The organism is Vibrio nitrifigilis (genome assembly GCF_015686695.1).
GTDB classification, from domain to species: domain Bacteria; phylum Pseudomonadota; class Gammaproteobacteria; order Enterobacterales; family Vibrionaceae; genus Vibrio; species Vibrio nitrifigilis.
The window spans coordinates 1275136-1293887 of record NZ_JADPMR010000001.1; the positions used below are offsets into that span (position 1 = coordinate 1275136).

Annotated in this window: 14 protein-coding genes; 3 read left to right on the forward strand and 11 right to left on the reverse strand. The window is 41.9% G+C overall.

Annotated elements, in window-relative coordinates:
• Nucleotides 1-4: 4 nt before the first annotated feature.
• Nucleotides 5-2284: a YgiQ family radical SAM protein gene (locus tag I1A42_RS05705; protein WP_196122886.1), complete on the reverse strand. Its 2280-nt coding sequence runs from the start codon at nt 2282-2284 to the stop codon at nt 5-7.
• Nucleotides 2285-3092: 808 nt separating this feature from the next.
• Nucleotides 3093-5846: a M16 family metallopeptidase gene (locus I1A42_RS05710; protein WP_196122887.1), complete on the reverse strand. Its 2754-nt coding sequence runs from the start codon at nt 5844-5846 to the stop codon at nt 3093-3095.
• Between the two features lie 563 nt (nt 5847-6409).
• Here I1A42_RS05710 and I1A42_RS05715 point away from each other — a divergent pair.
• Together I1A42_RS05715 and I1A42_RS05720 are read left to right on the forward strand one after the other, a co-directional pair.
• Entirely contained in the window at nt 6410-7093 is a 684-nt protein-coding gene (locus I1A42_RS05715) for a hypothetical protein (RefSeq protein WP_161155323.1), read from the forward strand.
• 174 nt (nt 7094-7267) lie between these two features.
• Entirely contained in the window at nt 7268-7456 is a 189-nt protein-coding gene (locus I1A42_RS05720) for a DUF4250 domain-containing protein (protein ID WP_161155325.1), read from the forward strand.
• Between the two features lie 8 nt (nt 7457-7464).
• On the opposite strand, the gene metR is transcribed toward I1A42_RS05720, so the two are convergent.
• Nucleotides 7465-8376: an HTH-type transcriptional regulator MetR gene (metR, locus tag I1A42_RS05725; protein ID WP_161155327.1), complete on the reverse strand. Its 912-nt coding sequence runs from the start codon at nt 8374-8376 to the stop codon at nt 7465-7467.
• 275 nt (nt 8377-8651) lie between these two features.
• Here metR and metE point away from each other — a divergent pair, with 275 nt between their 5' ends.
• The gene (metE, locus tag I1A42_RS05730) at nt 8652-10940 is read left to right on the forward strand and encodes a 5-methyltetrahydropteroyltriglutamate--homocysteine S-methyltransferase (RefSeq protein ID WP_196122888.1); all 2289 of its coding nucleotides are present in this window, start codon (nt 8652-8654) and stop codon (nt 10938-10940) included.
• 125 nt (nt 10941-11065) lie between these two features.
• On the opposite strand, the gene gspS2 is transcribed toward metE, so the two are convergent.
• From gspS2 to trpCF, 8 genes are all read right to left on the reverse strand, one after another.
• Nucleotides 11066-11482, reverse strand: a complete 417-nt coding sequence (gene gspS2 / locus I1A42_RS05735; protein WP_161155331.1) for a GspS/AspS pilotin family protein — start codon at nt 11480-11482, stop codon at nt 11066-11068.
• Between the two features lies 1 nt (nt 11483).
• Nucleotides 11484-11780 (reverse strand): YciI family protein, encoded by a 297-nt coding sequence (locus tag I1A42_RS05740; protein WP_161155333.1) that lies wholly within the window; start codon nt 11778-11780, stop codon nt 11484-11486.
• A gap of 141 nt (nt 11781-11921) precedes the next feature.
• Entirely contained in the window at nt 11922-12320 is a 399-nt protein-coding gene (gene yciA / locus I1A42_RS05745) for an acyl-CoA thioester hydrolase YciA (protein WP_161155335.1), read from the reverse strand.
• A 124-nt stretch (nt 12321-12444) separates the two neighbouring features.
• Nucleotides 12445-12978, reverse strand: a complete 534-nt coding sequence (locus I1A42_RS05750) for a septation protein A (RefSeq protein WP_161155337.1) — start codon at nt 12976-12978, stop codon at nt 12445-12447.
• 236 nt (nt 12979-13214) lie between these two features.
• Nucleotides 13215-14459, reverse strand: a complete 1245-nt coding sequence (locus I1A42_RS05755) for a dicarboxylate/amino acid:cation symporter (RefSeq protein ID WP_161155449.1) — start codon at nt 14457-14459, stop codon at nt 13215-13217.
• A gap of 747 nt (nt 14460-15206) precedes the next feature.
• A complete protein-coding gene (gene trpA, locus I1A42_RS05760; RefSeq protein WP_196122889.1) occupies nt 15207-16013 on the reverse strand; it encodes a tryptophan synthase subunit alpha in 807 nt (268 codons plus the stop codon).
• Nucleotides 16013-17203 carry a tryptophan synthase subunit beta gene (gene trpB, locus I1A42_RS05765; protein ID WP_196122890.1) on the reverse strand — a complete coding sequence of 397 codons (1191 nt, stop codon included), beginning with the start codon at nt 17201-17203 and terminating at the stop codon, nt 16013-16015. The genes trpA and trpB overlap by 1 nt, the downstream gene beginning before the upstream one ends.
• A 137-nt stretch (nt 17204-17340) precedes the next feature.
• Nucleotides 17341-18750: a bifunctional indole-3-glycerol-phosphate synthase TrpC/phosphoribosylanthranilate isomerase TrpF gene (gene trpCF, locus I1A42_RS05770; protein ID WP_196122891.1), complete on the reverse strand. Its 1410-nt coding sequence runs from the start codon at nt 18748-18750 to the stop codon at nt 17341-17343.
• Between the last annotated feature and the right edge of the window lie 2 nt (nt 18751-18752).

Sequence of the window (18752 nt, forward strand, 5' to 3'; positions counted from 1 at the left end):
TCGACTAGGCTCGAGAGCGAGATCGATTTGATGCTTTTCCTTTACTTGCTGGTGGACGTTGGCCATTACTGTTCTGATTACGAGAACGAGACTTTTGACCGCCGCTGTTTTTACCACCGTTGCTGTTGCGAGTTTCACCATTACGTTTGGATTCACCTCGCAAAGGTTCATACCCCGGTTGGCTTTTAGTATGTTTGGTCGCAAAGCGGTTTGCACCATGACGGCCTGAACGGCGACGTTGTGCTGGCGTGGTTTTATCGTTATCTTCAGCGGGTACCAAACATCCCGGCTTATCACCGATAAGATGCTTTTTGCCCATCTCGATTAATGCTTCGCGAATAATTGGCCAGTTCACCGGATCGTGATAGCGCAGCAAAGCCTTATGTAAGCGACGCTGACGAGTGCCTTTAGGTACTGCAATATCTTCGCGTTTCTTATATTTCACACGGCGTAATGGGTTCACTTCTGAATGGTACATAGCTGTCGCATTACACATCGGAGATGGGTAGAAGTTCTGTACTTGGTCACATTCAAAGTTGTTTTGTTTTAACCATAAAGCCAGATTAAGCATGTCTTCATCTTCAGTACCCGGGTGAGCTGAAATGAAGTAAGGGATCAAATATTGCTTTTTGCCCGCTTCTTTACTGTATTTCTCAAATAGCTCTTTAAAGCGATCGTAAGTGCCCATACCCGGTTTCATCATCAGATCCAAAGGACCTTTTTCGGTATGTTCTGGTGCAATTTTTAGGTAACCGCCCACATGGTGTGTGACAAGCTCTTTGACGTACTCTGGTGATTCTATCGCTAAGTCATAACGGACACCGGAAGCGATCAAAATTTTCTTAATTCCGTCCACATTACGTGCAGCTCGATACAGATCGATAGTGTGTTTATGGTCAGTATTTAGTTTGTGACAAATACCTGGGAAGACACATGATGGTCGGCGACAGTTCGCTTCTGCTTTAGGATCAGAACAACCAAGGCGATACATGTTTGCTGTCGGTCCGCCAAGATCGGAAATTGTCCCTGTGAACCCCGGCACTTTATCGCGAATCTCTTCAAGTTCATGCAAGATTGATTCTTGTGAACGGTTCTGAATAATACGACCTTCATGCTCGGTAATTGAACAGAATGAGCACCCACCAAAGCAACCACGCATAATGTTGACTGAGGTTTTGATCATATCGTATGCAGGGATTTTAGCCTTACCGTATCTCGGATGAGGGACGCGCGCATAGTAAAGATCAAACACATAATCCATTTCTTCGGTACTCAATGGAATAGGGGCTTGATTGACCCACAATTCTCTGTTTGCGTGACTTTGAATTAATGCTCGGCCTGAATATGGGTTTGTTTCTAAATGCAATACGCGGCTAGCGTGTGCATACAAAATACGGTCATTGACCAACTTTTCATAGGATGGCAAACGAATTGCGGTAGTTTCCGCGTCATGGCGAGAAGGGCGAATGGTAATCGGTTTTGCCGCTTCTTCCTCTTGCTTATTTTTGCTGTTGGTTTCACATTGTTCTTCAACCGCGTAAGGGTTTTGTGGCACAAAAGGTTTGCCAGGTTTATCGATACGAGACGAATCGATCACCGTAAATCCTTCTGGTACTTCAGACAGGTTAACAGCGGTACCACGGATGTTGGTCATTTCCGCCATGCTTTCACCCGCAGCAATACGGTGAGCGACTTCAACTAATGCGCGTTCTGCATTACCAAACAGAAGAATATCGGCTTTGGCGTCCATTAAAATGGAACGACGCACTTTATCTGACCAGTAATCATAGTGGGCCACGCGACGCAAACTTGCTTCAATACCACCAAGCACGATAGGTACGTCTTTATATGCTTCCCGGCAACGTTGCGAGTACACCAGTGTTGCGCGGTCTGGTCTTTTCCCACCTTCATTATTGGGGGTGTACGCATCGTCATGACGGAGTTTTTTATCGGAGGTATAGCGGTTAATCATGGAATCCATATTGCCCGCAGTGATACCAAAAAACAGATTGGGTTTACCTAATGACATGAAGTCATCTTTGTTTTGCCACTCTGGTTGGCTGATAATACCAACGCGAAATCCTTGAGCCTCAAGTAAGCGGCCAATAATAGCCATGCCAAAACTAGGGTGATCGACATAAGCGTCACCCGTAACAATAATAACGTCACAACTATCCCAACCTAGCTCATCCATTTCTTGGCGCGTAGTGGGTAAGAAGGGCGCAATACCGTAGCATTCGGCCCAGTATTTGTTGTACTCAAAGATTTTTTTTATTGCTTTCATATAATTTAAATGACATCTGCTCACTCGTCGTCTCTTGCTGGGAGCTTATTATTATTTTTCCTCAGCGAGGATGCGACGCGGTTGTTATCTGGCTTCTAGTGTAGTTTATGACACATTGAGCGTTCATGACATTAATCATCGATACCATTGAGGTTTGGCAGATACTGATTGATAGAGCCGAACCTGTTACTTAACAGTGGTTCAGAGAATATAACCCTAGATGGTATCTAGCCAATAATGTCAAAATTGCTGAAATAGCGCGCGAGTTTAACATAATTTGGCTTAAATACCTCATGATCTTAATCAGACGAAATGGCCGGAAAAAATTGGCTTTTAAATCATGGAATTAATTGTGATATGCAATGGCATCAAAGGATATGGAGAACAAATTAAACCACATTAAATTAGTGGGTAATAGTGAAATAATGATATCTAATATGCATCGAATCTAATTATTAGAAGTGTTGTTATAATGTAACAAAAAAAGGGCCTTAAATTAAGACCCATACTGATGAACAATTGAATGTAATAATAGTTATTAGTGTAAAAACACTAAATATATCCTATTCAATAATAAGTTAATTACAAGCATTTTTTATTATTTTATTAGCATATAATTCAATTTGCTAAATATTTGGTCACTTATTAAGTAGAGTGAATTAAATCAAGAAAAAAGTTAAAAAAATTGTATATGCCAAAGCTATATTTGATTTGGTTAACTATTTTTATAAAATATTTTATTCATTGATTTTTATTCTAAACTTAGTGCATGTCATACACTAAGTTTAGATTTAGTTTTCTTGGGAAATTAATGACTAGAATAAAATTGATATTGGTTAGATTGTTTTTTATAGCGTAAAGAAGCGAGTTGAATTAGGTCATCTTTCGAAATTGAGTCAATTATTGAGTTGATATCTTTGAGTCGTTCGATTGATTGTCGATTGACTAATGTATCGGCAATGTAACCACAATAGACTGAATTTTCATCATTCTTTTTAATGATGGACTCATTTCTAGTTTGAGCACGAGCTGTTTCTAGCTCTTCATCAGTAATGTTATTTAAACTAACAATCACATCTTGCATGGCTGTTTTAATAGCTTGGGTGTTTTCTGCTTCAATTGTCGCACTATACATACTGACTAGATAAGGCGCTCCAGGATAATGTGCTTCATCCAAATATGGAGAATAATCTAACCCAAGCTCTTCGCGAATATGATTGTTCATTCGGTCGACAATAATATCATGCAGCATGGAATCAATAATTTGGTCTTTTATGGTCCAACTCAATTGGGGAGCAATGTTGACATGAAGCGATTGAGTCGATTTTTGATGAGCGATGTGCCAGATGTTTATATGTGGCGCATTAGGTTTGATGTGCATTTTATAATCCCCTTGCGGTGAATGATTCAAAGGAATATTGGCTAGGTATTTCTCTAATAAAGGTTTTAATGATGCACTTGGCTGGTTCGCTACGATGACAAGATTGTTGGCTTTATTCGTCCCATAAAGCTGATTGAACACAGTTTTAACCAGATTCTTATTGGGTGCGACATTCTCTTGCATTGGGAATATCAGAAAGCTTTTGGTTGAGTCTGTGATGAGTTTTCTCGAATTAACGATTAATTGAATACCTGGGTTTTGGAGAAATGATCGTTGCCATATCAGCATACTGTCCATTTGAGCTTGTATTTCTGCAGAAGAGAATTGCAAATTACTCATCATTTCTCTTAATGCCACAAAACTTGGTCTCAGGTGTTTGCGAGTCGCTGTTATATTCAGTGATTGCGATGTTTCTAATACGTGAAAACTAAATGTGACATCATTTTTGTCTAGATAATCATAAAATGCTTTACGTGATGCGCCTTTTGGGTGTGCATTGGCGAATATCGCAGGATACGTTGGGGCATATTTTTTTTGTTCTGAGGTGAGCGATGCATTTCCGCCTAAGCCAATCAACTTTAAGTGAATCGATTGATCATCTGGGTTATGACTTTGGTAATAGTAAACATTGAGGCCATTGCTCAATATCCAATGCTGGATAGGTAAAGAGCTATCGGCATTGATTGTGTGACTCTCGACAATTTGCCCAGCTGTTTCTGGTGTCTTGGGCATGAATTTCTGTTGAGAAAAGTGAGATTCTGTACCGTGTTGGTTTAGTATTTGATGATAATTAATGAGCCTTGTTTGTTCTGTTTTTAGGTCTACGGTGGGGGCAACAAGGTCCAGTATTTGAGGTGTTATCGCTAATCTTTGATATAGCGCTTGATTGACTTTAGCTAAGGTTAATTGGCTGATGAATTGTTTTTTCAGGGTCAGAAATTGATCTGGGTCGGTAAACGTGTCCGCATACATCAGTGTGTCGACTGCATTCTCAGCAATATCGACATTTGTGTCTTTTTTCTTCTCAGATTTATAGTTTTCAATGTCTTTTTGCCAGAATGCTAGTTCATCTGCCAACTCTACTTGTGTTACTCCCTTATCACGCAATGAGGCAATATTTTGTAAGAAATCTGTCCTTAATTGGATGCCTCGCTCAGAGCTATCAGTATTAATTTCTAGAAGCTTAATGGTTCGAGTCATAAAACTTACTGTGTCTTGTGATAGTTTCCGATTGAGTTCCTCCGATTGACCTGCCAAAGTGTCGAAACGGTCGCTAATGAGGTTATTGAGCAGCATCTGCATAAAGTACTCGTTACGAATCTCGACCGAGGTTATTCCTTTATCCAAATAAGAATATTGCAAATAGAGGCCTTCGTCGTCTTCACGCTGAGATTGCAATATTGCGTCATTTAGAGTGAGTTGAGGGGTGGGCGGAATGTTAGGGGTTGGATGTGATTGCCAAGAAGAAAACGTGGATTGAACACGTTGTGCTAAATCTTTTGGAGTAATATCCCCAACCACTATTAACTCAGCTTTCTGTGGTTGATACCAAGTTGAATAGAAAGCAGAGAGCCGTTGGTGATTCATGGATGAAATATTGGCGTTATAGCCAAGAATCGGGTGAGTGTCTCTCTCATTAGTGGCTAACGTATGATACCAGTGATTAATAATGGTTGAATTGGCTTCTTGTGTACGCCTTTCCCCCAAAATGACACCTTTTTCTTTGTTTATCTCAGTTTGGTTTAACGTTAATCCATCGCCAATATCACGCATCCAATACAATGCTTGTTGGAGTGATTTTTTATTGGGCAAGTCGAGCTGGTATACGGTGCGGTCATAATTGGTATAGGCGTTGAGGTCATTACCAAATTGCCCCCCTATATTACTAATAAATTGATAGATTTCATTGGGCGAAAAGTGTTTACTGCCATTAAATGACATGTGTTCGATAAAGTGAGCTGTACCCCATTGGGCGACGGTTTCATTTCTTGCCCCCACATGCATTAATAAGCGAAGTGACACTTTTGGCTGTTTTGTCGTGCGATAGAAATGATATTTCATTCCGTTATCAAGTTGTCCATGCACCCAATGGGCATCTTGTTTTAGGGGAGTAGATTGTGCCGAAATAGAATAAAGTAGGCCAAGGGTGATAATCCAGAAGAGAGCAAATTGACGTTGCATAATATTTCCTTATTTTTAATGCGGATATAATATAAAAAAATAATATGAAATCAAGGTAATATATTCATTTCGCTCTAACATTTGCCATATCAATTAATTATTAGCAAATGACTATATTTCTAGCAGTAATAACCATTGAGTTAATGAGTAGGAAATTATACCCAAATGACCTCGAGATGCAGGATTCAGAGCTTCATCAACGAGCCTAGGTCAAGCTCAATCACGGCAGGAATGGTCATTCCCTTTTAACGTGATTGAGCGCAGAAATAGGTTTGTTGATGAGCTCCCAAAGGGCGAGTTTTATTCGCTCCTAGGCTGTGTTACTGATTTTCAACGTAGAATGACTATGTCTTCAAATCAGTGCCTTGCCTAAGAGCGAATATATTCTCGCTGAAACAGCATCTTGAGGTTACTTGGGTATAGAATAACTTAAAGAGAAAGTTAGGAGATAATGCATGGTTGGTTGGAGAATAAAATGAACCGATAGAATTTGTTTCTGCGCAAGAATTTAACCTGATATTTTGTTATTCTTACGCCTTTCAATCATCTTATATTAGATATCCATGATTCACACTTTGCTTTCTGTATTACCGCCAATGTTACTTGGCGCTCAGCTTATTTTGACTCTTATTATGGTGAAAGGGGAGATTTGCCCCGGACAGCGTGGGCGTGTGCATAAAGTCCTTCCCGCTGTTGCCGTACTTTGGCTAGCGGTTGCTTCTATTCATTTAGACGCTTTACTGATCGCTGGCGCCATCATTTATTTTTGTTCAAAAGTACAGACCAAGAAAACGCGTGATGAAGGGCCATTAACAGTGATGTATGGTGCGGATATTTTGGCTTTTGTGAGTGTCTTGTGGCAATCATTCCAATATGGGCATTGGTCTGCGGGGATCGCTCACTTTGTGAGTTTACTCGTGCTGGGTGGTATTTTTGCTCACTTGATGATGACGATTGCTCGTTCACGTTTGCAAGCATTTAATCGGTTGTTGCCAGTGGGTGGCATATTAGGTGCCATGTTAGTGGCTTTATGCATCGTTCCATTTGCTTATCATTTGGAGCCGATTGAATTAAGCCAGTTAACTCATCAAGTACTGACGTACTTTGCGTTAATGGTTATCGGCATCATTATTTGGTGTTGGCACATTGTGGCTAGCAAACCTGTCGGTAAATTGCAGCTTGTGGTAGCACAAATTGTTTTGTTGATATCCATGTTCGGATTTGAGCGTCTATATCAAGTGGTATAACAGCACGATTGTGGAAAACTCACTGAATATTGCGCAGTGAGTTTTTTATTGCCCAATGATCCGCGTCACAATTTCATTGTGTGCCATGTTTTTTATAGAGGATAACTTTGCATTCTTTTGTCTATGCTTACTTTAATCACTAATTACACAATAAGAGTGTAAAGGAGAGGTAAGATGGAACTGAGCAATGTAAACCAATTTGATCCCCACATTTTGCTAGGTATTATCAACGAAAAGCTGCGGCTTGAATGCCACAGCTTGGATGATTTGGTGATTACCTATGAAATAGAGCCTACTCATTTAGTCGAAAAGCTAGAAGACTCAGGGTATCGTTATGACCCGCTTACCAATCAGTTTCGCTAGTCTATGGTTTAAGCGATCTTGATCCCTTCAAGGTGGCTCTTACATTGTTGACGAGCGGTAGAGAAGAACGCTTGAAGGTAGCGTTTATCTTTTTCGCTATTGCGTGTGGCGGCAAACAAGCGTCGCCACAACCCTTTACCGAGAGGTTTACTTGTAATTAAACCTTGGCGTGAAAATTCACTGATAGCCCAGTTTGGTAGGGCAGCAACGCCTAATCCAGCTGACACCATTTGCACCAGCATTAATGTGTTATCTGCTTGTTTCCAACGAGCGGGTTCGATACCTGCCGGTTGCAAAAAGTGTTTCACAACATCTAAGCGCTGCTTTTGGACCGGGTAAGTCAACATCGTTTGGCTGGCTAAATCCTCTGGAGTGATAAACTCTTTCTCCGCTAAAGGATGGGTAGTTGCAGTCACCAAGCGCATTTCAAAATCAAACAATGGTTCATAATGAACCTCTGAGCGAGGCAAAATATCTGAAGTAATTAATAAATCAAGCTCACCGGCAAGAAGTGCCGGAAGTGGTTCAAATCCAAAACCTGAAGAAAAATCGAGGGTAACAGAAGGCCATGCCACTTGATATTCTCTCAGCGCAGGCATGAGCCATTGGAAGCAAGAGTGACACTCAATAGCCATGTGCAAGCGCCCATTAATATCTTCTTTTAGACCCGCTAATTCATTCTCTGCTTTTGCCAACTTGGGTAAAACTTCATCGGCTAGATGCAACAGAATCTCACCTTCTGAAGTAAATTTAACTGGCCGAGTTTTACGCAAAAACAATTGGCCACCTATCCGCGACTCCAAATCTTTAATTTGATGTGATAGGGCTGATTGAGTGAGATGCAATGCAGTAGCGGTGGAAGTCAATGACCCCGTATCGCGCAACGAAACTAGAGTGCGTAAATGTTTGAGCTCTATCATGACATTCCTTTCTTCTTATTCGCTTTTTGTTATGTAACCAAGCAGAACCAACTTAGCGTTATAAACTAAACTTATTTTTCAGACTTGTAAACGTCTGGACGTCTATAGAATGAAATAATTATAATATCAAATACAATTACATGAATTATTTTAATAAACAAGTTGAATATTTGCCGTTTGCTCAAACAACGTCACAGAGAGATATTTTAGCCATCTAGACATCTTCAAGTAATAGTGAATGGGGATGCATTGCAGACAATGTAAAGGACAGACAGATGGCAACAACAACTCATATACTCGGTTACCCCCGTATTGGCGAAAAACGTGAACTCAAATTTGCATTAGAGCGTTATTGGCGTGGTGACATTGAACAATCTCAATTGCAGCAACTGGGCAGCGATATTCGCGCTCAGAACTGGTCACTGGAGCAAGATGCTGGGCTTGATTTTGCGACTGTAGGAGATTTTGCTTGGTATGACCATGTATTAACGACCTCCTTACTGCTTGGACACGTTCCCGCACGTCATCGTGATGGAAATAATAACTTAGATACCCTATTTAAGATTGCCCGCGGTCAATCACAGCATAACGCTTGCTGCCAAGGGCATGCGGCCTCTGATATGACTAAGTGGTTCAATACCAATTATCACTACATTGTTCCGGAATTCAGTGCTCAAGATGAATTTTCTGTAACGTGGGCACAGTTATTTGATGAAGTTCAAGAGGCGCAAAAGTTAGGACATAGCGTTAAACCCGTGTTACTCGGGCCATTAAGTTATCTCTATTTGGGTAAAGAAGTGGAGCAAGGTTTTGATCGTTTGACGTTGTTACCCAAATTACTGAAAGCTTATCAAGAGATTCTAAATAAGCTGGTCACACTAGGTGTGACGTGGGTACAAATTGATGAACCCATCTTGGCATTGGATCTCGACTCACGCTGGCTTACCAGTTTTCAACCCGCATACCAAGCATTGCAGTGCGATTTAAAACTGCTTTTAACCACGTATTTCGATAGTGTAACTGACGTCTTGGATAGCATTGTTGAACTGCCCGTGGCTGGATTACATATTGATGTTCAAGCCGCATCACAGCAATTAGAGCAAGTGGCGCAGGCAATACCTGAACATTGGGTGCTTTCTGTTGGGGCAATTAATGGCCGAAATGTATGGCGTGCCAATGTCTCTGAATGGTTAGAGCGCTTGCAACCATTAAAGCGTCAGTTTGGTCAACGACTATGGGTGGCATCTTCTTGCTCATTATTACATAGTCCGGTGAATCTTGAGCATGAAGCAAAATTGTCTCAGGAAGTTCGGAGTTGGTTTGCGTTTGCCAAACAAAAGGTGGCAGAAGTGGTGCTTTTGGGCCGTGCTTTAGATGGTGATGAACATGCGATCTCTCAGTGTAAAACTTATAGTCAACCAATTGAAAAGCGTAAATCTGCAGATTACGTGAATAAACCAGCGGTACAGCAGCGCTTGAACTCTATATCTGCAAACCTTGCTCAGCGCAGTGCCGCTTATCCAAAACGAGCCCACCATCAACAGGAAGCCATTGGATTACCATTGTTGCCGACTACGACCATTGGTTCGTTCCCCCAAACAGGAGAAATACGGAGTTTACGTAGTGATTTTCGAACTGGAAAACTAGCACAAGATGACTATATTACTGCCATTAAAGGTCATATTGAAGATGCGGTTAAACGACAAGAGGCATTAGGTTTAGATGTTTTGGTTCACGGTGAGCCGGAGCGTAATGATATGGTGGAATATTTCGCTGAATTACTCTCTGGGTTCCAAACGACTCAGTTCGGGTGGGTACAAAGTTATGGCTCGCGTTGTGTAAAACCTGCAATTGTGGTGGCTGATATTGAACGAGAACAACCCATGACCGTTGGTTGGTCTACCTATGCACAATCACTGACTGATAAACCAATGAAAGGTATGTTGACAGGTCCGGTGACGATTTTGTGTTGGACTTTCCCACGTGAAGATATTTCACGTAAAACCATTGCACAGCAGTTAGCGTTGGCATTGAGAGACGAAGTAAACGATTTACAGCAGGCCGGGATCGACATTATTCAAATTGATGAGCCTGCATTTCGTGAAGGCTTGCCTCTTAAACAGCGTGAGCATCAAGCGTATTTGGACTGGGCTGTAGAGGCGTTTCGTATCAGTGCTAGTGTGGCCAAGGCTGAAACACAAATTCATACCCACATGTGTTATAGCGAATTTAACGAGATTATTGAATCAGTAGCGGCAATGGATGCTGACGTTATTACTATTGAAACTTCTCGCTCCAATATGGAATTACTTAAAGCGTTCGAAGAGTTTAATTATCCAAATGGGATTGGTCCTGGCGTTTACGACATTCATTCACCTAATATACCGACTTCTGAATGGATAGAAGCTTTGCTGCGCAAAGCGGCAGAGAAAATACCAGTAGAGCGTTTGTGGGTGAATCCTGACTGTGGGCTCAAAACCCGTAATTGGTCAGAAGTAGATGCGTCATTAGCGAATATGATTACAGCAGCAAAAGTACTGCGAAAAGAGTGGCAATCTGAATAAACACCACGAATGAGTATGGCGATGACAGGTGGGGTGAGTTGATTTGCAAATTAAAATAGTGCCTGAAGAAGGTCATGTGGCATGATCTCGGGCACTATTTTCTAAGTAACAAATGTTAACAGATTCTAATCTGACTTGGCTCGTAGTAGCGCATCACAGGTATTTGTATTGATGACCTGATCAACCATTAACTTACCACGACTATTACGCATTTTGATGCGGTATGTGATGCCAGCAGTTAAGTTTTCAATAATTGTTTTGTCATGGCAAAACGCCATTTCACTACTACTTAGAACTTGTCTGATTGGTTTCGCACCTTCCGCATCCGTGTTGTATACCATCATCATTTCGATCATGGAGCCTTTCGAGTTCGCGCGTAAAATATGTAAAGGACCATATTCCAAAGGAAGCTCAGAGGAAAGCAAAGCGGCACGGTTTGTCGCTGCTATTTCTAGATTTTTCTGTTTTTCACTGTCGGCAGAGCTACACCCGGCTAACAGTGCAATACTGAGTGCTGCGACACCCAAGGTGCGTTTTTTCATATTAAAATACTTTTTTAAATGGTTTTACAATAGAACTAGCATAGACACCAGCTTCAACATAAGGATCGGCGTCAGCCCACGCTTTCGCTTCTTCTAAAGAAGCAAACTCAGCAATAACGGTGGAACCAGTAAAGCCTGCTTCACCCGGGTTCTCTGCATCAATCGCAGGCATTGGGCCAGCGGTTACCAAACGACCTTCATCTTGCAGGACTTGAAGACGGGCAAGGTGAGCAGGACGAACGCTCATGCGTTTCTCCAATGAGTTTTCAATATCTTGAGAAAAGATAACGTATAACATATTGATTTCCTTATATTGGTGCATTCCTTACTCGAGCATTCACACGGTAACAAATACGAGTCAGTGTCTTTAACTGTCTTAAGGCAGTTCAATGTACTGAAAGTTCTATCAATTTAAACCATTTGGATTAAATATCTGTGATCAGCTGCCGGCGTTTATTGGTCGAGGGCGGCCATTATCATCAATTGCGACATAGTGGAACGTTGCTTCACAAACTTGAAAGCGGTCACTAATGCCATCTTTTACGGGTTTGATCCACAGTTCAAGATTAATTGTCATCGATGTTCGGCCGATTTTAACACAATCGCCATAACAGCAGACAACATCTCCAACACTTACTGGCTTTTGAAACGTGATACTGGAGACAGAGACTGTCACAGTTCGGCCATTAGAGATTTCTTTTGCCAGAATTCCCCCCGCTAAATCGAGTTGAGACATAATCCAACCACCGAAAATATCACCATTTGCATTAGTGTCGGCTGGCATAGCAAGGGTACGAAGTAGTAATTGGCCTTTCGGGGAATTCACTTCTTGAGTCATTGTTTGATCCGCTATAAAAATAACAGCGACCATAATGGTCGCTGACAAGAGATTGGATTATAACAAAAAAAATCCGTTTGGTTCATCACCTAAACAAGGCTAATTAGGCGGCAATTGATGAGATTTATTTTGATTCTTTAGGCATATGTTTATAGATATAAAGTCCAGTAAACAAAGTGTAAACAAAGGTCGCTATTAACAGGCCAAACACTTTAAAATTGACCCAGACATCAAGCGGAAGTCGATAGGCAACATAGATATTGATGACCGCGCACACGCTGAAAAATACCACCCAAGCCCAGTTAATTTTGGCCCACACATGTTCTGGCAGAGTAAGCTCCTTGCCTAACATGCTTTTAATCGCTGACTTACCCATTAAATGGCTAATGGTCAATCCAGCAGCAAATACAACGTATAAGATGGTCACTTTCCATTTGATAAAATCGGCATCATGCAAAGCAATGGTCATACCGCCAAACACAGCGACTAAGGCAAAAGTAATTAATTGAATCTTTTCAATTTTTTTGTATATCAGATAGGTGACGGCTATTTGTACTGCGGTGGCGGCGATTAAGGCACCAGTGGCGACATAGATGTCGTAAAATTTAAACAGAGCAAAAAATATGATCAGTGGGATAAAGTCAATCAGTTGTTTCATCTATGTATACATCCAGTCATTACACTTTTGACAGTCTACCCAATTCGTTGGTTGAACTAAACAGTTATTTAGTTATTAACCTAGGGCCGTCCCTATTTTGAGAAGCTGCAATCGGGAAGAAGACGATATTGGATAATGAATATTGATAGTAGCTTAGTGAGGGAAAGATCAATGTCATCTCAATGAAAAAAGCCATCCGAAGATGGCTTTTTAGGATGCATGGCACCGCAGGCCGATTATGCTTGTTGCGTATCGTACTGTTTATCTGTGTTTTGTTCTGTTTCTTCGTCTTTAATTAGAGAATCAACAATAAGAGCACATGCCGCATCACCAGTAATGTTCAGTGCTGTACGAATCATGTCAAAGATACGGTCTAACGCAAACAATAGTGGCAAGCCTTCGATTGGAATACCTGCTGCAAGCAATACCGCAACGACTAAGAATGAAGGTCCAGGAACACCTGCTTGACCGACAGCACCTAATGTAGACGTTAGGATGATCGCGACATAAGCCCCCATGGATAAATCGATATTAAACAGTTGCGCAAAGAAAATAGCGACTAAACCGTAGTAGATCGCATTACCTGACATGTTGATCGTTGCGCCAAGAGGTAATACGAAAGAAGCCGTAGAATTTCTTACACCAAGTTCGTTTTCACAAGTATCCATATTGACTGGTAGTGTTGCCATAGACGATGCTGTCGACAGCGCCACCGCTTGTGGTTTTTTCATTGCTGTGATGAATTTTTTCGCGGATGTTTTGGTAAACAATTGAATCATCAATGGGTAAGCAACAAAGCCGAAAATAAGAATCGCGGCAACGTATACCAAGAATAGTTTGATAACGACGGTAAGTGCACCGAAACCAAAAGTACCTACCGCTTCTGCCATTAGACCAAACACACCAAGTGGCGCAATGATCATGACTTTGTTAATCATCCATACAAAACAGTCAACGACTGTGTTCACGCCGTTAGTAATTGGCTCGCGACGTTCTTTGGGTTGTTGTGCAAGTGCTACACCGAAGAACAGGCAGAACACCAAAATTTGTAGAATGTTCGCATTATTCAATGATTGGAAAACGTTCGTTGGGATCATGCCCGTAATGGTTTGCCAAAAGGTAGGTAAATCGCCTTTGGCTGCATATTCGTTAGAGAACATGCCTTGAACACCTGAAATATCAATACCTAAGCCAGGTTTGAAAATGGCGCCCATCACAAGAGCAAGTGCAACGGCCGCTGCCGATGTTAAAGCGAAATAGAGCAAAGTGGTGACACCAACTTTACCGGCACTTGAGCTGTTACCTAGTCCTGCGGCGCCAGAAATTAGGGCCACTGCGACCAAAGGAATGACGAGCATTTTGATCAGGTTAATAAAAATAGTACCAAGTGGCGAAAAGATTGCCGCTTGTTCTCCCATTAGTCCACCAATTGCTGTACCGACAATCATGGCAATAACAACTTGGAAACCAATATTGGTCATGAGTGATTTGGCTTTAGACACGTCCCTATACCTCAGTAGTTTTGGATGCAAATAAAACAGCACATCAACAATAACCGCTCTGTTAGACGGAATGATTGAGTGTTGTGTATTCTTAACGAATTCTGCTTAAGTGTTAACTAATGCCATAAGTGCTTATTCAAACGACAAGCAAAGGGGAGCGGGAAGCTATTGGGGGGTATTAGCAAGGGGCCAGCCTTTGTAATAAGCAGACTTTGTCTCGTGAGAGCCAAAGTTCGCTAGCCTAATAAGCAATTCCGTTTCCTTAACACTTTTATACCCAAGTAACCTCAACAAGCTCATTTCACTGCTTAATAACAACGAAAGGGGATGACCATTCATTCTGTTATTGAGCTTGAGCTGTGCTCGTTAATGACGCTCTGAATCCTGAGGTCATTTGGGTAAAGCATGGCTAATAATCTACATTTATTAGCGTTTACTAGTGTACTCCACTTATTTATTTCCTATCTGTGGAGCTTTGTATTGACATAGTTTTTACACATAAAAAATGCATCAGGCAACATTAAATCACTAAATACCTGCTTTAAATCATAAAATATGCCATTCTGTGCTAAATTTTTAATCAAAAATGCCATATTTTGATAGTTTTCTTCGAATGATTTGTGGTTGTTGGTTAGTGTAATCTTCTGCATAGGTGTGCTCAGAAAAAAGAAAGGCTCACTACGAAGTAGCAAGCCTGAGAATTAGTGAGGTAGGGAAGTTGGTTATTTATTGTTGAGTCGCAGCCTTCATGCTACTGATAAACTGTCCTAGTTGTTCAAGTAGCGCTTTTTCGTCATCAGCATTTGCTTCTACGATTTTAACTACCGCAGAGCCTGATATTGCTCCCGCAGCGCCAGCATCTATTGCCTCTTTAACTTGTTTCGGTTCAGAAATACCAAAGCCAAGTAGCGCTGGTGGCGCATCATATTGCTGCAGACGTTCCAGTAACTGATGAACAGGCATATGTGCTTTTGTCTCCGCACCTGTAACACCGGAGCGAGACAACAAGTAAGTGTATCCTTCCCCTAGATCAGATACAGCTTTAAGGGTTTTATCATCTGCCGCGGGTGGGGCGATGAAAATGGGTTTGATACCAAACTTTTCTGCCGCAGCAACAAAAGGTTGGCTTTCACCAGTAGGAACATCAGCAACCAGCACCGAATCCACGCCAGCTTCTTGACAGCGTTGATAGAAATTTTCAATACCGCGTGAGTACACTAAGTTGGCGTACATCAATAGGCCAATGGGTGTCTCTGGGTTATTGGTGCGGATTTGCTTAATCAAATCGAAACAGATATCTGGATTAGTGCCTGAATCTAAAGCGCGAATGTTTGCCGCTTGAATAGTCGGGCCGTCAGCTAAAGGATCAGAGAAAGGAATACCTAACTCTAAGGCATCCGCACCGGAATCGATCAACGTTTGCATGATTTTAAGTGAGAGTTCAGGTTTGGGATCACCAATGGTGACGAAAGGAACGAAAGCACCTTGTTTTTTATCCGCCAGTTTAGTGAACAGGGATTGATAACGGTCCATTATAGCGCTCCTTTTTCTTCTAAAATTTTATTCACAGTAAAGATGTCTTTATCGCCTCGGCCTGATAAGTTCACGACGAGAAGTTGCTCTTTATCTGGTTCGGCAAATGCCATTTTCAATGCGTGAGCAAGAGCGTGTGAAGATTCTAGGGCAGGAATAATCCCTTCATGTTTTGCTAATTGTTGGAATGCGTCTAGTGCTTCATCATCGGTAATGTTGACGTAATCTGCGCGACCTGTGGCATTTAAGTAGGCATGCTGTGGTCCCACTGATGGGAAATCAAGACCGGCAGAGACTGAATAAGATTCTTCAATCTGACCGTATTGGTCTTGCATCATTGGCGATTTCATGCCGAAGTAAATACCTGGCTTGCCATGTTTTAATGGTGCGCCATGCTGATGGGTTTCAATCCCTTTACCACCAGGTTCAACCCCGATTAAACCAACAGACTCTTCTTCGATAAAATCGGCAAACATACCAATGGCGTTAGAACCGCCACCCACACACGCAATAACTGCATCAGGTAGGCGACCTTCGCGGGCCAAAATTTGATTTTTAGTTTCTTCGCCAATAATGTGCTGGAATTCTCGTACAATCGTTGGGAATGGGTGTGGGCCAGCAGCAGTGCCGAGCAAGTAGTGTGTGGTTTCGTAACTGCCAGACCAATCGCGTAGCGCTTCATTACAGGCGTCTTTTAACGTGCTCGCACCAGAATGAACGGGAATAACTTCTGCTCCCATCAAGCGCATACGGAACACGTTAGGGCTTTGACGTTCTACGTCTTTGGCACCCATATAAACACGACATTTTAAGTTCAGTAGTGCACAGGCAATGGCAGTGGCAACGCCATGCTGACCAGCTCCTGTTTCAGCAATGATCTCTGTTTTACCCATGCGTTTAGCGAGTAACGCTTGACCAAGAACTTGGTTGGTTTTGTGAGCGCCACCATGCAGCAAATCTTCACGTTTTAGATACAGTTTGGTTTTTGTACCTTTGGTGATGTTTTGCGTTAAAGTGAGTGCGGTTGGGCGTCCTGCAAATTCTTGAAGCAATGACATAAATTCCGAGCGAAATTCAGGGTCCTGCTGTGCGTCGATAAACGCTTGTTCTAGTTGATCCAGTGCTGGAATCAAGATTTGTGGTACAAACTGACCACCAAATTCGCCAAAATAGGCATCTAACTTCGCCATTCTTCTATTCCTTTTCTGTCGAGATTCGTCTCGCTGTGCGTCATCTTTCTATGGCGCCAATGTTAGCCAAACGATCGAATTAAATTGAGTTATTACCCGCGCTCATATACATATATAACATATTGTATTGGCTGGCATTAGTAAGTTCGTAAGGCAGTGAATACTTGATTTAATTTACTGCCATCTTTGATTCCGGGAGCAGACTCAACGCCAGAATTAAAATCCAAGCCGATGCAACCTAATTGGTGGGCTTGCTTGACATTTTCTGGGTTCAATCCACCGGCTAACATTACGTTGCTTGGGTCTGTAATTAATGCCCAATCAAAACTTGCTCCAGTCCCGCCTGATTGTTGACCTATTTGACTGTCGAGTAAGTGTCGGTCAACATCTTTTTCTATGAGTTGCGGTGTTTGTGTAGACACGCCATAGGCTTTCCAAATATGTATGGTGCTTGGCAACTGTGCTCGCAACTCACTGATGTATGTTTGATCTTCTTGTCCATGCAGTTGCACTGCAATAAGCGAAAGCTCTTGTGCAAGTGTTGCTACTACCTCGGTCGATTCATTCTGAAACACACCCACATAATTAAGTGGGGCGGCTGCTATGACAGTTTGAGCTTGCTCTTTTGTCACATAACGCTTTGACTGTGGAACAAAGATTAACCCTCCAAATACCGCACCAGCTTGATAGGCTTTGACGGCATCGTCTGCACGAGTTAATCCACACACTTTATTTTCACCCAGTAGTACTCGGCGTACCGCCAGCTCTAAATTTTCTTCACTCATTAGAGAGCTACCGATCAAAAAGCCGCTTGCGTATTCTGCTAATTCAAGAACTTGTTGATGAGTATAAATACCTGATTCAGATATTAATACCGTGCCTTCAGGGACTAATGGCGCCAGCTTTTTAGTGCGATTTAAATCGGTAGTCAGGTCGCGTAGGTTACGGTTATTGATACCCACAACTTTCGCTTTTAACGCTAACGCTCGCTCTAACTCTTCTTCGTTACTCGCTTCGGTAAGAACGCCAAGCCCTAATTCGTCTGCAATGGCAGAGAAGGTGCTATATTGCTCATCATCGAGAACAGAAAGCATCAGCAAAATGGCATCTGCACCATAATGACGGGCCAAATAGATTTGGTAGCTATCAACAATAAAGTCTTTACATAAGACTGGTTGGGTTACTTGGCGACGTACTTGCGGTAAAAACTCCAAATTACCTTGAAAGTATTTTTCGTCTGTGAGTACGGAAATCGCACTGGCGTAACGGTTATACACAGAAGCAATGTAATCAAGGTCAAATTCATCACGGATCAGACCTTTTGATGGTGATGCTTTTTTGCATTCCAAAATAAATGCGGTCTCTGAAGTACTTAGCGCATCATAGAAACTGCGATCTGATGGTGTTAATAAAGCCTGAAAACTTTCTAGAGGTTGAGCTGCTTTACGCTCTTCCACCCAAATGTATTTATCACCAACAATTTTGGCGAGAACTTCAGCCATCTGGGTGTGTTTTACATTGATGTGTTCAGACAGTTGCTCAGACATGA

What these genes read in the sequence shown, in the direction of transcription:
- I1A42_RS05720 (WP_161155325.1), top strand. Translation starts at nt 7,268, where the DNA reads ATGGAACTGAGCAATGTAAACCAATTTGATCCCCACATTTTGCTAGGT.
- metE (WP_196122888.1), top strand. Translation starts at nt 8,652, where the DNA reads ATGGCAACAACAACTCATATACTCGGTTACCCCCGTATTGGCGAAAAA.
- I1A42_RS05740 (WP_161155333.1), bottom strand. Translation starts at nt 11,780, where the DNA reads ATGTTATACGTTATCTTTTCTCAAGATATTGAAAACTCATTGGAGAAA.
- I1A42_RS05755 (WP_161155449.1), bottom strand. Translation starts at nt 14,459, where the DNA reads ATGACCAATATTGGTTTCCAAGTTGTTATTGCCATGATTGTCGGTACA.
- I1A42_RS05705 (WP_196122886.1), bottom strand. Translation starts at nt 2,284, where the DNA reads ATGAAAGCAATAAAAAAAATCTTTGAGTACAACAAATACTGGGCCGAA.
- I1A42_RS05715 (WP_161155323.1), top strand. Translation starts at nt 6,410, where the DNA reads ATGATTCACACTTTGCTTTCTGTATTACCGCCAATGTTACTTGGCGCT.
- I1A42_RS05750 (WP_161155337.1), bottom strand. Translation starts at nt 12,978, where the DNA reads ATGAAACAACTGATTGACTTTATCCCACTGATCATATTTTTTGCTCTG.
- yciA (WP_161155335.1), bottom strand. Translation starts at nt 12,320, where the DNA reads ATGACTCAAGAAGTGAATTCCCCGAAAGGCCAATTACTACTTCGTACC.
- trpCF (WP_196122891.1), bottom strand. Translation starts at nt 18,750, where the DNA reads ATGTCTGAGCAACTGTCTGAACACATCAATGTAAAACACACCCAGATG.
- I1A42_RS05710 (WP_196122887.1), bottom strand. Translation starts at nt 5,846, where the DNA reads ATGCAACGTCAATTTGCTCTCTTCTGGATTATCACCCTTGGCCTACTT.
- trpA (WP_196122889.1), bottom strand. Translation starts at nt 16,013, where the DNA reads ATGGACCGTTATCAATCCCTGTTCACTAAACTGGCGGATAAAAAACAA.
- gspS2 (WP_161155331.1), bottom strand. Translation starts at nt 11,482, where the DNA reads ATGAAAAAACGCACCTTGGGTGTCGCAGCACTCAGTATTGCACTGTTA.
- metR (WP_161155327.1), bottom strand. Translation starts at nt 8,376, where the DNA reads ATGATAGAGCTCAAACATTTACGCACTCTAGTTTCGTTGCGCGATACG.
- trpB (WP_196122890.1), bottom strand. Translation starts at nt 17,203, where the DNA reads ATGGCGAAGTTAGATGCCTATTTTGGCGAATTTGGTGGTCAGTTTGTA.